14 protein-coding genes and 1 pseudogene are annotated in these 11884 nt (G+C 61.2%); 7 read left to right on the forward strand and 8 right to left on the reverse strand.

Annotated features, from left to right (window positions below; all coding sequences use genetic code 11):
- From L9Z73_RS16255 to L9Z73_RS31525, 3 genes and pseudogenes are all read left to right on the forward strand, one after another.
- Window positions 1–567 (forward strand): histone deacetylase family protein (locus L9Z73_RS16255; protein ID WP_247402846.1); only part of this gene is annotated, 567 nt, incomplete at its 5' end.
- A 512-nt stretch (window positions 568–1079) separates the two neighbouring features.
- Window positions 1080–1847: pseudogene (locus tag L9Z73_RS31520) on the forward strand (MCP four helix bundle domain-containing protein); the annotation flags it as partial.
- The gene (locus L9Z73_RS31525) at window positions 1842–2705 is read left to right on the forward strand and encodes a methyl-accepting chemotaxis protein (RefSeq protein WP_430624296.1); all 864 of its coding nucleotides are present in this window, start codon (window positions 1842–1844) and stop codon (window positions 2703–2705) included. The pseudogene L9Z73_RS31520 and the gene L9Z73_RS31525, both read left to right, overlap by 6 nt.
- Before the next feature lie 36 nt (window positions 2706–2741).
- Here L9Z73_RS31525 and L9Z73_RS16265 read toward each other — a convergent pair whose 3' ends face one another.
- Entirely contained in the window at window positions 2742–2951 is a 210-nt protein-coding gene (locus L9Z73_RS16265) for a cold-shock protein (RefSeq protein WP_247402852.1), read from the reverse strand.
- Window positions 2952–3021: 70 nt separating this feature from the next.
- Window positions 3022–3234, reverse strand: coding sequence for a cold-shock protein (locus L9Z73_RS16270; RefSeq protein WP_247402855.1), 213 nt, complete (start codon window positions 3232–3234; stop codon window positions 3022–3024).
- A 275-nt stretch (window positions 3235–3509) separates the two neighbouring features.
- On the opposite strand from L9Z73_RS16270, the gene L9Z73_RS16275 reads away from it, so the two are divergent.
- Entirely contained in the window at window positions 3510–4412 is a 903-nt protein-coding gene (locus tag L9Z73_RS16275) for a LysR family transcriptional regulator (RefSeq protein WP_247402859.1), read from the forward strand.
- Here the strand turns inward: L9Z73_RS16275 and L9Z73_RS16280 are convergent.
- A complete protein-coding gene (locus L9Z73_RS16280) occupies window positions 4404–5162 on the reverse strand; it encodes a substrate-binding domain-containing protein (RefSeq protein WP_247402865.1) in 759 nt (252 codons plus the stop codon). The genes L9Z73_RS16275 and L9Z73_RS16280 overlap by 9 nt on opposite strands.
- Window positions 5159–6466 carry an MFS transporter gene (locus L9Z73_RS16285; protein ID WP_247402868.1) on the reverse strand — a complete coding sequence of 436 codons (1308 nt, stop codon included), beginning with the start codon at window positions 6464–6466 and terminating at the stop codon, window positions 5159–5161. Before L9Z73_RS16285 ends, L9Z73_RS16280 begins: the two co-directional genes overlap by 4 nt.
- Window positions 6467–6663: 197 nt before the next feature.
- On the opposite strand from L9Z73_RS16285, the gene L9Z73_RS16290 reads away from it, so the two are divergent.
- Window positions 6664–6810 carry a hypothetical protein gene (locus L9Z73_RS16290; protein ID WP_247402874.1) on the forward strand — a complete coding sequence of 49 codons (147 nt, stop codon included), beginning with the start codon at window positions 6664–6666 and terminating at the stop codon, window positions 6808–6810.
- Between the two features lie 127 nt (window positions 6811–6937).
- Here L9Z73_RS16290 and L9Z73_RS16295 read toward each other — a convergent pair whose 3' ends face one another.
- Window positions 6938–7186: a hypothetical protein gene (locus L9Z73_RS16295; RefSeq protein WP_247402881.1), complete on the reverse strand. Its 249-nt coding sequence runs from the start codon at window positions 7184–7186 to the stop codon at window positions 6938–6940.
- 59 nt (window positions 7187–7245) lie between these two features.
- Here L9Z73_RS16295 and L9Z73_RS16300 point away from each other — a divergent pair, with 59 nt between their 5' ends.
- Together L9Z73_RS16300 and L9Z73_RS16305 are read left to right on the forward strand one after the other, a co-directional pair.
- Window positions 7246–8169, forward strand: a complete 924-nt coding sequence (locus tag L9Z73_RS16300) for a LysR substrate-binding domain-containing protein (RefSeq protein ID WP_247402885.1) — start codon at window positions 7246–7248, stop codon at window positions 8167–8169.
- A 55-nt stretch (window positions 8170–8224) separates the two neighbouring features.
- Complete coding sequence (locus L9Z73_RS16305; protein WP_247402887.1) at window positions 8225–8587, forward strand: 5-carboxymethyl-2-hydroxymuconate Delta-isomerase; 363 nt, start codon at window positions 8225–8227, stop codon at window positions 8585–8587.
- A 47-nt stretch (window positions 8588–8634) separates the two neighbouring features.
- Here L9Z73_RS16305 and L9Z73_RS16310 read toward each other — a convergent pair whose 3' ends face one another.
- The 3 genes from L9Z73_RS16310 to L9Z73_RS16320 all read right to left on the reverse strand — a co-directional run.
- Window positions 8635–9570, reverse strand: a complete 936-nt coding sequence (locus L9Z73_RS16310; protein ID WP_247402890.1) for a LysR family transcriptional regulator — start codon at window positions 9568–9570, stop codon at window positions 8635–8637.
- A 137-nt stretch (window positions 9571–9707) separates the two neighbouring features.
- Window positions 9708–10895, reverse strand: a complete 1188-nt coding sequence (locus L9Z73_RS16315) for a cyanate transporter (RefSeq protein WP_247402893.1) — start codon at window positions 10893–10895, stop codon at window positions 9708–9710.
- 173 nt (window positions 10896–11068) lie between these two features.
- A partial coding sequence (locus L9Z73_RS16320; RefSeq protein WP_247402896.1) for an aldehyde dehydrogenase family protein occupies window positions 11069–11884 on the reverse strand: 816 nt, incomplete at its 5' end.

The raw sequence follows: 11884 nt of genomic DNA on the forward strand, positions 1-11884 counted from the left end.
CCCGGTCATCACGCGCGCTTCGATGCGGCGGGTGGCTTCTGCTACATCAACAACGCGGCAGTGGCGGCGCAGGCGTTGCGCAAGGGCTTCCAGCGCGTCGCGGTCCTGGATACCGACATGCACCACGGCCAGGGCATTCAGGAGATTTTCTATGATCGCGACGACGTGCTCTACGTGTCGATCCACGGCGACCCCACCAACTTCTATCCCGCTGTCGCCGGTTTCGCCGACGAGCGCGGCAACGCGACGGGCGAGGGCTTCAACCTGAACCTGCCGATGCCCCACGGCGCCAGCGAGGCGGTGTTCTTTGAACAACTCGAACGTGCCCTCAAAGCGCTGAAGGACTTTTCTGCAGATGTGCTGGTGCTCTCCCTGGGCTTCGATATCTACGAACTGGACCCGCAAAGCAAAGTCGCGGTGACGCGGGACGGGTTTGCGCGGTTGGGTGAGTGCATTCGTGGGCTGGGGCTGCCCTGTGTGATCGTGCAGGAGGGCGGGTATCACCTGCAGACGTTGGACAGCAATGCGCAGGCTTTCTTCGGCGGCCCGCAGGCTTGGGCGAAGTAACCGGGTATCAGTCTTGCGGAGGTGTGATATCTTTGTGCCATCATATGTCGTGACGATCACGGAGGATGGTATGAAGAAGCTGTTATTGGTGGGGGTATTGGTGGTGTTGGCGTTTAGCCCGTTTATTGCGGCGGCGTGCCCGAAGGGGACGCATCCGGTTGGGGGCACGGGGTCGCATCACAAAGGTGGGACTTGTCAGTAGTCGATTGATCGACGATGCGTGTGAAATCACGGTTCGAGCGTCAACCCTTGCGAGTGCGCTTGAGGGCGGTTAACGGATGACCGCACCGAAAAGCCTGCTGAACTGAATGTTCTGCAGGCTTTTTCGTTTCGGATGGAGAGATCATGGTCTTTCCCGTGGACGGATTTTTCCGTATACGCAATTCCCCCTGTAACCCTGCATGACTGATCCCCGGCGCATGAGGGCGAAATGAATGACGTCTCTAAAGTCTTGTTCCTTGCGGCCGAAATATCCTTGTATGACATCTGATCACTAATAAGAGCCTCGAAAAATGTCCTTACGTAGCCTGTCCATCGCCCGCCGCGCGGGCCTGGGTTTTGCTCTGATTGCTTTGCTTGTGGCCATACTCGGGTTTTTTGCGCTCTCGAACATGGCCAGCATTCGTGAAAGTGCGGTCCAGGTTGAGCGCGGGCTGGTGCCTAAAATGCGTCTGGTCTCGGATATCCGCGAGATCATGTTGCGCATTCGCACGATCTCTTTGCGTATGGCGCTGGACCCGAACCCGGCAAGCATCCCGCAATACCGCAGCCAGATGGACACGCGCAGCCAGGACCTGAGCAAAAAGCTGGCCGACCTCGATGCTGTGATCGACAGCCCCGAAGTACGCACGTTGTATGAGCAGTTCCAAGTCTCGCTACGCCAATACCAGCAGGGCCTGGCCCGGTCGTTTGCGCTGGCCGACCAGCAGCAGGGCGCTGAACTCAACAAGTTGTTGCTGGTGGACATGAAAACCGTGGTCGACGGCTCCGGCGCCCAGCTCAATGCGTTGGCCGATTACTACAACGCGCAGATCAGCCAACAGGGGCAGGCGGCCGAGGCGCAGTACGGCCGTTCGCGCACGATGGTCTTCGGCTTTGTGCTCCTGGCCGCCTTGAGTACCGTGGCGCTGGCATGGCTGCTGACGCGCAGCATCGTCGGCCCGCTGAGTCATGCGGTGCGGGCGGCGGAAAACGTCGCCCGTGGCGATCTGACCGAAACGGTGGCGGTGACCGGCGACGACGAAGTGACTCGCCTACTCGTGGCTCTCCAAAGTATGCAAGCCAGCCTGCGCGGCACCTTGCAGTTGATTCGCCAGTCGGCCGGGCAGTTGGCGTCGTCCGCGACTGACCTGAACGGCATCACCGATCAAAGCAGCCGCAGCCTGCAAAAGCAGACCGCGGAAATCGAGCAGGCCGCCACCGCCGTCAACGAGATGACCTCGGCGGCTGACGAGGTGGCGCGCAACGCGGTGTCTACCTCCGAGTCCACGCGGGTGTCCAATGAAACGGCGCGCGAAGGCCGACATCGCGTGGGCGAAACGGTCAGCGCCATTCAAGCCTTGAGCAGCAACATCGGCGAAACCTCGACCCTGGTGCAACACCTCGCCGAGCAATCGCGGGATATCGGCAAGGTACTCGACGTGATTCGCTCCATCGCCGAGCAGACCAACCTGCTGGCCCTCAACGCCGCCATCGAAGCGGCACGGGCTGGGGAATCCGGACGGGGTTTTGCGGTCGTGGCCGACGAAGTGCGCGCCCTGGCGCACCGCACCCAGCAATCGACCCTGGAAATCGACCAGATGGTCAGCGCCATGCGCGCGGGTTCCGACCACGCACTGACCTCGATGCAGTCGAGCACCGCACGCGCCACCGACACCTTGGCGTTGGCGGAAGGGGCCGGCGGTGCCTTGAGCCAGATCACCGATTCCATCGACCAGATTCACCAGCGCAACCTGGTCATCGCCAGTGCCGCCGAGGAGCAGGCTCAGGTCGCCAAGGAAGTTGATCGCAACATCGTCAACATTCGCGACTTGTCGGCGCAATCGTCTTCCGGCGCCGGGCAGATCAATGGCGCGAGCCGGGAGCTGGCGCAACTGGCGGTCGCGCTGAACGAGGCGGTGGCACGCTTTCAACTGTAGTGAAGTGCGTCGCGAGTGGCCGCGCGCAGGAGGGCGCTAATTCAGCGTCGGTTCTTCCACGATCTCAATATTGACCGCTTGCCACTCGCCCCCCGGCCCCCGTTCCACTTCGTAAGTGACGGTTTGCCCTTCGCGCAGTACCCGACCGCCCTGGGCGGTGCTGCTGCGAAAGAACACGTCTTGCGTATCGTGGACGACAGTTTCGCTGCTGATGAAGATTGCAGTCTGTGGAGTTTTACTGGGCATAGCCGTTCTCCTTTTTCAGTGCAATACATGGCCCGTGATGGGCGGGGTGAAACGGTCATTGGAAGGCTTGTCAGTTGACCACTTGGACTTTTTCCGCCTGCATGCCTTTAGGCCCATGCACCGCTTCGAAGCTGACTTTCTGGCCCTCTTTCAATGACTTGAATCCATCGCCCTCAATCGCCTTGAAGTGTACGAACAGGTCGGGTCCGCTCTCCGGAGTGATGAACCCAAAGCCTTTTTCATCGTTGAACCACTTCACTGTGCCGTTCTGTCTATCGCTCATTGTTCGTCTCCTCTAAACCCTAATTTCCTGCTGCGCACCGACGCATTGTCGAGTGCGACATGCATAATCAAAGACCCGTGCGAGTCAATCGTCAACACTGCGCGAGACCAACGGTACTGTCATTTCTGACAGGTTAGCGGGCCGTCAAAACGCGCCATACTGCGCAGTTTTATGCTGGAAACCTGGCATATTCGGGTGGCAGTCCCCGCGCACATGGCGCCTCGTCACCGCCCATACGATAATCCCCCCATCCCGATCCCCATTGGCCGCCCTCCGTGATCATCAACTTCGACCTCAACGACCTCCAAGCCTTCCGTGCCGTAGTAGATAAGGGTAGTTTTCGCGCCGCCGCCGATGCCATCCGGATCTCGCAGCCGGCCCTCAGCCGTCGCATCGAAAAGCTCGAAACCGCGCTTGATGTGAAATTGTTCGAACGCACCACGCGCCGAGTCAGCCTGACCATGGTCGGGCGCGCCTTCCTGCCGCAGGTCGAGCGCATCCTCGATGACCTCGACATTGCCCTGATGGGCATCAGCAACGTTGCCTCCACGCGTATGGGCGACGTGACCATCGCGTGTGTGCCGTCCACCGCGTATTACTTCATGCCTCATGTGATCTCGGCATTCCACAAGCTGTACCCCAAGATCCGCCTGCGGGTGCTGGATGCCAGTGCCAGCGAGGTGTGCAACGCGGTGGAAAGCGGCGAGGCGGATTTCGGCGTGAGTTTCAGCGGCAGCCTGGCCGATGAGGTGGAGTTCGAGTTGCTGTTTCAGGAACGTTATGTGCTGGCCTGCCGCCGTGATCACCCGCTTGCCGAGCGCGCCAGCGTTAGCTGGGCCGAGGCCTACGAGCATGACTACATCACGGTGGACAAAACCTCGGGCAACCGTTTCCTGCTGGACCAGGCCTTGCGCGGGGTGCGGGTCAAAAAGCCAAGCATCTGCGAGACGCACCACGTGACCACCATGCTCGGTTTGGTGGAGGCGGGGCTGGGGGTGGCGATGGTGCCGTCGATTGCCATGCCGGGCTCTGAACACTCGACTCTGCTGAGTGTGCCGCTGGAGGAGCCGCAGGTGATGCGCAATGTGGGTTTGATCAAGCGCCGCGGGCGCACGTTGCCGCCGGCGGCGCTGGAGTTGGAGCGGTTGGTGCGGGAGCTGCCGTATCGGTCAGCGTGATACCGAGTCCAGGCCGGTGGATTGCACCACCGGTTGCGCCTCGGGCGAGGCGAGGTACTGCAGCAGCGCCTTGGCCTGCGCCGGGTGTTCGGCGTTGACCGGAATGCCCGCCGCAAAGCGCGTCACCGATTGCACGTCTTCGGGGATCTTGCCGACGTAAGTCACCCCCGGCACCGGCAACAGTTCCGCCACCTGTTGCAAGCCCACCTCGTAGTCACCCTTGGCGACCTGTTCGGCCACGGGGATGCGTTCGATCATGGTGCCCTTGGCCGGCATGCCGAGTTTCTTGAACAGTTGCTTCTCGACATACACGCCGCTGGCGCTGTCCGAATACGCCACGGACTTGGCCTTGAGCAACACCGCTTTGAGTTCGGCATCGGTGCCGATGGCCGGTTTGGCCGCGCCTGCTTTCACCACCAGGCCGATCCGCGAATCCGCCAGTTCCACGCGGGACGCTTTGTCGACCTTGCCTTGTTTGATCAAGTCATCCAGGGCGTAGCCGACCATGATCACCACATCGGCGTGTTCGCCACGGGCCAGGCGGTTGGGAATCGCTTCCGGCGCCTTGCCCATCGACGGGCCGAGGACGGTGTCGAGGGTGTCGCCGCTGTGCTGGGCGTATTGCGGGCCCAGCAGCGTGTAGGCAGCGGTGAAGCCACCGGAGGTCATCACCGTGAGTTGTTCGGCCTGGGCCGTCAGCGCCAGGGCGCTGAGGGCGAGGACCGTCAGGGTGTTCAACAGCGCTTTCATTGCGCCGCTTCCGGCATCACCTGCCCACGGGTGTTGGCCCGGTAATACAACGCGAGGGTCGAGCACAGGGCGCACAGGGCGGCGAACATCAACCAGTAGGCCGGCGAGGCCTTGTCGTCGGTGATGTGAATGAACCAAGTGGAGATCGCCGGGGTGAAACCGCCAAAGACTGCGGTCGCCAGGCTATAGGCGAGGGAGAAGCCCGCCACGCGCACTTCCACCGGCATGATTTCGGTCAGCGCCGGGATCATCGCGCCGTTGTACATGCCATACAGGAAGGAGAACCACAGCAGGGTTTCGAGCATATGCGCAAAGCTCGGCGCGTTTACCACGTAGGACAGCGCCGGATAAGCCGTGAGCACCGTCAGCGCGGTCATGGCGACCAGCACCGGTTTGCGCCCGAAGCGGTCACTCAGGGTGCCGCCGATGGGCAGCCAGACAAAGTTCGATACGGCCACCAGCAAGGTCACCAGCAACGCATCCGACGTGCTCAGTTGCAGCACGGTTTTGCCGAAGGTCGGCGCGTACACGGTGATCAGGTAGAACGCAGTGGTGGTCATTGCCACCATCAACATGCCGCCGATGACCACGGACCAGTTTTTCGCCAGGGTCGCCAGCACTTCGCGCATGCTCGGGCGATGCTTGCGGTTGGCGAACTCTTCGGTCTCTTCAAGGTTGCGCCGCAGCACAAAGATGAACGGAATGATCACGCAACCGACGGCGAACGGAATACGCCAGCCCCAGTCGGCCACAATCGCCGGTTCCATCCACACGTTCAGGCCATAACCCAGCGCGGCGGCGACCACGATGGAGATCTGTTGGCTGCCCGATTGCCAACTGGTATAGAAGCCTTTGCGGCCGGGGGTGGCCATTTCTGCGAGGTATACCGACACCCCGCCCAGCTCCGCACCGGCCGAGAAGCCTTGCAGCAGACGGCCGAGCAACACCAGCGCCGGTGCCCACAGGCCAATGGTGTGATAACCCGGCACCAGCACGATCAGCAGCGTGCCGCTGGCCATGATCGACAGGGTCACGATCAACCCTTTGCGACGACCGACATCGTCAATGTAGGCGCCCAGGATTACCGCACCCAACGGACGCATCAGGAAGCCCGCGCCGAATACGGCGAAGGTCATCATTAATGACGCAAACTCATTAGCGGCGGGGAAGAACGCGGCAGCGATGTAGGTGGCATAAAAGCCGAACAGGAAGAAGTCGAACTGTTCGAGGAAGTTGCCCGAAGTAACGCGGAATACTGCACCCATTTTCGAACGGGCAGAGTCGGGTCGGGTAGGGCTTGTCATGGTTTTGTGTCTCCAGCGTTCTTTTTAAAGTGCTTGTTTCGCTTAGGACTGAGGATAGTGGCTGACACATTTGGAAATGAAAAGTGAGTAATTTGGATGCATTGATGCGTTTTGGTTATCAATTTCAGCGCAGGCACATTGTGCGGTCCTTGTTCTATGCTTGCAGGCGTAACCAACTCTTACGGCCGGGGGTGCCTATGACTGACGAACAGAAACAGCGGGACGAGCGGGAGCGCGAGCAACGTCGGCGGCGATTGGAGGAAGAAAAGCCGCAGACCTGGAAGCATCCCGAGGACGGTACGGAGCTTTCGGAGCAGGATCAGGAAATTCCGCTGAAACCCTGATGCCCCAAGTGCGGAGCGGGCTTGCCCGCGTTTGCGCTGTACCCGTCAGCCAATCGAGCACCGTGTGTGGGGTTGCGGACCCTGGCGTTGCGTTTGCGCCCGGAACAGCCAACGGCTCCTCGGGTGGTTATGAGACCAGCAACGAAATAGGATAACCCGACGCCAGCACCAGATACGCCACCGCCGCCGCCAGGCACAAGCCGACGAATACCCGCAACAAAGTGCGGGCGGTGGGGTGCGCGATAAACTGGATGACCCAGATACAGAACCCGGCCAAGAGGGTGGCCGCGGCGAGAGTGACCAGCACGAGAGTTTTCCTGCGAGCTTGAAGAGCTGATTTATAGTCGCAAAGCTGTCTATTGAACAGAGTGCGCATAGACGCAGCTCCTCGGGCTTTCTAAACTGCGGCTTGTCGTGGGGAAAGGGCGGGCGCCGATGAATCGCAATGAATTACGCAAGGCCGACATCAACTTGATGGTGGTCTTCGAAGCACTGATGCTCGAGCGCAATGTGACGCGGGTGGCGGAGAAGTTGTTTCTCGGCCAACCGACCATCAGTTCGGCGCTCAACCGGTTACGCACCTTGTTCAACGATCCGCTGTTTATTCGCGTTGGCCACCGCATGGAACCTACCGCGCGGGCCGAGGAAATCATCCTGCATCTGTCGCCGGCCCTGGACTCGCTGTCATCGGCCCTGAGCCTGACCCACGATTTCGACCCGTCCGTCAGCACCATGACCTTCCGTATCGGCCTGTCCGATGATGTCGAGTTCGGCCTGTTGCCGCCGTTGCTGCGCGCCTTGCGCCAGGAAGCGCCGATGGTGGTGTTCGTGGTGCAGCACGTTGACTACTGGCGGATTCCAGATCTGCTGGGGTCCGGTGATATCACCGTCGGCATCACCCAGACCCGTGGCCTGCCGGCGAATGCCAAGCGCAAGTTGCTGCGCCATATCCGCCCGCGCTTGTTGCGCGCCGACGCGTCCGACCGGCCGCTGACCCTCGATGAATATTGCGCGCGGCCCCATGTGCTGGTGTCCCACACCGCCAACGTGTCCGGGTTTGCCGATGAGTGGCTGGCGGAAATCGGGCGCAAGCGTCATGTGGTGTTGTCGGTGCCGCAATACAGCGCGCTGCCGGCACTGCTGGCCGGCACCGACCTGATCGCCAGCCTGCCGGACTACACCGCCGAAGCTATGACGCTGTCGGGCAACCTGTTTTGTGAGCCATATCCGTTCGAGACACCGACCCTGGATTTGTCCATGGTCTGGCTCAGCCATGTGGACACCGACCCTGCCGAGCGCTGGATGCGTTCGCGGCTGGAGGCGTTTATGAGCGACCGCGACCTGGTGAAAAAGGTCTGACGCTTTTTTCCGTGGTATATCTAGGAATCTTCCTACGGTTACTTCGGAGACTCCCATGCCACACCTGCACTTGGAATACACCGCCAACCTGACGCAGCTGGACACCGACAAGGCCCTGTTGCGTCTGAACCATGTGTTGGTGGCCTCCGGTCAGTTTGGCGCCGAATTCGATATCAAGAGCCGTTCGCTCAAGGTCGACAGTTTTCGCGTGGGCACCGCCATGACCGCCCGGGGTTTTGTCGCCGTGCGCCTGGCATTGCTCAGCGGGCGTTCGGCGCAGGTCAAGAAGCAGTTATCGGAAAGCCTGCTGGCCGTGGTGCAGGAACTTGGGCCATGGCCGGAAGGTGTGCAGGTGCAACTGAGTGTCGAGTTGCTGGATATTGATCGCGATTCCTACAGTAAGGTCGCGATCGGCTGAGCGCTTCCATCCTCCACAACCCTGCCGCTCTACGTCGATGCGTGGGGTCAGAGTAATCCCTGTTCAGCGCAGACTTTTACCACCTGCTCCCTGAACCAGGTATTGGCGCTGTCCTGTTCACTGGTTTCGTTCCACTGCATGTCCAGGGTGAACCCTGGCAACCCGTTGGGCGCCTCGCAATAGCCGAACACTGTGGCGGGTGCCAGCAGTCTTTGCACACGGCGGGGCAGGGTGACGATGAAGTCGGTGCCGGCGATCATCTTCAACGCGGCGCTGTAGCTGTTGGCCCGGGCGACCACTTGGCGCTTGTGGGCCTGGCGCGCCAGCCAGCCGTCGATCATGTTGGTGTCGGAGGTCCACGGCGTGGGGAATACGTGGCGTCGCTCGACGAAAGACCGCAGGCTGAACGCCGCCTCACGGGGCGCCGCACGTTTGTCGAAGACACACACCAGGTCGTCTTCGAGCAGCATCTGGGTCTTGACGTCTTTATGGGCGCGGTGAAAGTGCGGGCCAAAGCAAATCACCAGGTCGAGGCGGCCTTCGCGCAGATCGTCGGCGGGGATCTCGGTTTCCAGCTTGCGCACATTGACGATCACCGGCAGGTCGGCGCGGTCGAAGTTCTTCAACAGGCGCGGCAGGATCAACTGCTCGAAATACTCCGGGGCGCACACGTTGAAGGTCACGGCTTTCTGGGTGGGATCAAAGGCCTGGCCACCGGCGTGGCACAGGTTGATGCTTTCGAGGATTTTCTGCACATGGCCGTACATGGTGCTGGCCTTGTACGTCGGACGCATACCCGCCCGCGTGTTGATAAACAGCTCATCCTCGAAGCTGGTGCGCAGCTTCTTCAAGCTGTAGCTCACGGTTGACTGGCTGACGAACAGCGTTTCTGACACATCGGTAACGCTGCTCTGTTCGTAGACGGCGATAAACACCGTCAAATCCTGCATATCGAGCTTTCTGAGCGAGTTACTGTTTAGCATCCATTCCGTCCGGTAAACCTTGGCACTGTGGCAGCGCGCGACAAGGGTAAAAGCTTAACGGAGCGGTCGTTCCAATAGAAAGCTCTGTAGGGCGTTTCTATGTTTTGTGTGGGACAAAAAGTGTTTGCAACGCGACGTCAGCGGATGTGGTCCGCGTAATGCTTTGGATCGAAGCGCGTGACGATCAGTAGCATCACCCCGATCACCGCCGTCAGCGACCACCATGCCCATTCGAAACTGCCCAACTGATCGCGGATCATCCCGGCGATCAGCGGCGACAGGCCGGCAATCAGGTAGCCGATGCCTTGCACAAACGCCGTCAGGCCACCGGCGCGGCGCGGGTGGTCGAGGTGGTCGAGGGACAGGATCAAACTCATCGGGAACAGCCCGCCGATGCCCAGGCCAAGCAGGCAGGGCCACAGCAAACTCAGGTATTGGGGCGCCAGGATCAGCCCGCAGAAACCGAGGATGATCAGCACCAGCAATACCGCCACCACTGCGCGTTTATCCTGGCGACGGTTAGCGATGGCCGGGGTCACCAGGCCCGAGATGACTTCCATCGCGGTGAGGAAACCCAGGAGCAAACCGGCATGCTGTTCGCTCCAGCCTTGTTCGACGTAGTACGGCGCCAGCCACGCCAGGACGCAGGTGTAGGAGGCTGTACCGAGGCCAAAAAAGATCGCCAGCAACCAGGCGCGGCCATTGCCGAAAAATCCTTCCTGCTTGTCAGAACCGGCCTGGGGCAAGGCGGGCAGCGCCGCACGCTGGGCGGACCAGAAGAGCAGGGCGAGCAAGGCCAGCCCTGCCCAGATCGCCAGGCCGATGCGCCAACTGCCGGTCTGCACCTGTACGAACGGCGAGAACGACGCCGCCAGCGCCGCGCCGCCCATGATCGCCGTGACGTACAAGCCCATGAACAATGAAACGTTAGCGCTGAAGCGTGACTTGATCAGCGCCGGCATCACTGCCTGGATCATCGCGATGCCAACCCCCGCAGCGATCGCGCTGACGATCAACTCCAGCGCCGAATCGAGGAACAACCGCGACAGCGTCGCCACGCCGATCACCAGCAGCGACACCGCGATGCTGCGATGTTCGCCGAAGCGCTTGGCCAGGCCCATGCCGAAAAACATCGCCAGGCCCATGGCCATGACCGGCAACATGGTCAGCAACGCCGCGCTGCTGAAACTCAGCGGCACCTCGCCGCGAATCGAGGCTAACAACGGCCCTACGGCCGCCATCGACGGGCGCAGGTTAAGCGCGACCAGCACGACGCTGATCATCAGCCAGACGGCGGTGGTGGATTTTGCGTGAACGTTTTCCATGGGCCAGCCTTGAGTGAACAAGGGCGAATCAGGCCACGCACGGGGAGCGGGGGCAAATGAGAAAGTCGCAGGGGCTATCTAAAAAACGCAGTTAACTGAAATACCGCACATCAAAATGTGGGAGGGGCAAGCCCCTCCCACATTGGTCCACATTCCACAGGGAGGCTGCGTCGTCAGTTAGACCGGATCACGTGCTTGATCTCCTGAAACGCCGCCAACCCCCACGGGCCCAGCTCGCGGCCGATGCTGCTCTGCTTGTAACCGCCCCACGCCGTTTGCGCGAAGATCACCTGTGGCGCGTTGATCCACACCATGCCGGCCTGCAAGGCATTGGCCACGCGTTCGGCGGCTTCGCCGTTGCGGCTGACCACGCTGGCTACCAGGCCGAAATCGCTGTCGTTGGCCAGGGCGATGGCCTCGTCTTCCGTGGTAAAGCGTCGTACACACAGCACCGGGCCGAAGATTTCTTGCTGCCACAACGCGCTGTCCAGCGGCACGTCGGTGAACAGCGTGGGACGAATGAAATAGCCTTTCGCCAAGTGCGCCGGGCGCTCACCGCCGCACAGCAAGCGGGCGCCGTCCTGCACGCCGCGCTGGATATGCGCCAACACCCGTTGGTACTGCGCGCGGTTGATCAGCGCGCCCATTTCCACGTCTTCGGCAAACGGGTCAGCGACCCGAATCCCTTCAGCCCGCGCGGTCAAACGCTGCAGGAATTCATCCGCGAGACTGTCCGCCACCAGCACGCGGCTGGTCGCCGAACACATCTGCCCGGCGTTGAAAAAGCCGCCACCACAGGCCAGCTCAATCGCCAGGTCGAGGTCGGCATCCTCGAGCACCAGCAGCGAGGATTTGCCCCCCAGTTCCAGGCTCACGCCCTTGACGGTTTCGGCGGCGCGTTGCATCACCTGCACGCCCACCGCATTGCTGCCGGTGAAGGAAATCTTCGCCACGCGAGGCGCCGCTGCCAGTGGGGCGCCCACGGCCAG

This window comes from Pseudomonas emilianonis, from assembly GCF_023072625.1.
Classification (GTDB): domain Bacteria; phylum Pseudomonadota; class Gammaproteobacteria; order Pseudomonadales; family Pseudomonadaceae; genus Aquipseudomonas; species Aquipseudomonas paraveronii.

Coding starts and splice junctions, on each gene's coding strand:
- L9Z73_RS16270 (WP_247402855.1), bottom strand. CDS start 3,234: ATGAGCGATAGACAGAACGGCACAGTGAAGTGGTTCAACGATGAAAAA.
- L9Z73_RS16300 (WP_247402885.1), top strand. CDS start 7,246: ATGAATCGCAATGAATTACGCAAGGCCGACATCAACTTGATGGTGGTC.
- L9Z73_RS16295 (WP_247402881.1), bottom strand. CDS start 7,186: ATGCGCACTCTGTTCAATAGACAGCTTTGCGACTATAAATCAGCTCTT.
- L9Z73_RS16310 (WP_247402890.1), bottom strand. CDS start 9,570: ATGCTAAACAGTAACTCGCTCAGAAAGCTCGATATGCAGGATTTGACG.
- L9Z73_RS16305 (WP_247402887.1), top strand. CDS start 8,225: ATGCCACACCTGCACTTGGAATACACCGCCAACCTGACGCAGCTGGAC.
- L9Z73_RS16265 (WP_247402852.1), bottom strand. CDS start 2,951: ATGCCCAGTAAAACTCCACAGACTGCAATCTTCATCAGCAGCGAAACT.
- L9Z73_RS16315 (WP_247402893.1), bottom strand. CDS start 10,895: ATGGAAAACGTTCACGCAAAATCCACCACCGCCGTCTGGCTGATGATC.
- L9Z73_RS31525 (WP_430624296.1), top strand. CDS start 1,842: ATGCAAGCCAGCCTGCGCGGCACCTTGCAGTTGATTCGCCAGTCGGCC.
- L9Z73_RS16285 (WP_247402868.1), bottom strand. CDS start 6,466: ATGACAAGCCCTACCCGACCCGACTCTGCCCGTTCGAAAATGGGTGCA.
- L9Z73_RS16290 (WP_247402874.1), top strand. CDS start 6,664: ATGACTGACGAACAGAAACAGCGGGACGAGCGGGAGCGCGAGCAACGT.
- L9Z73_RS16280 (WP_247402865.1), bottom strand. CDS start 5,162: ATGAAAGCGCTGTTGAACACCCTGACGGTCCTCGCCCTCAGCGCCCTG.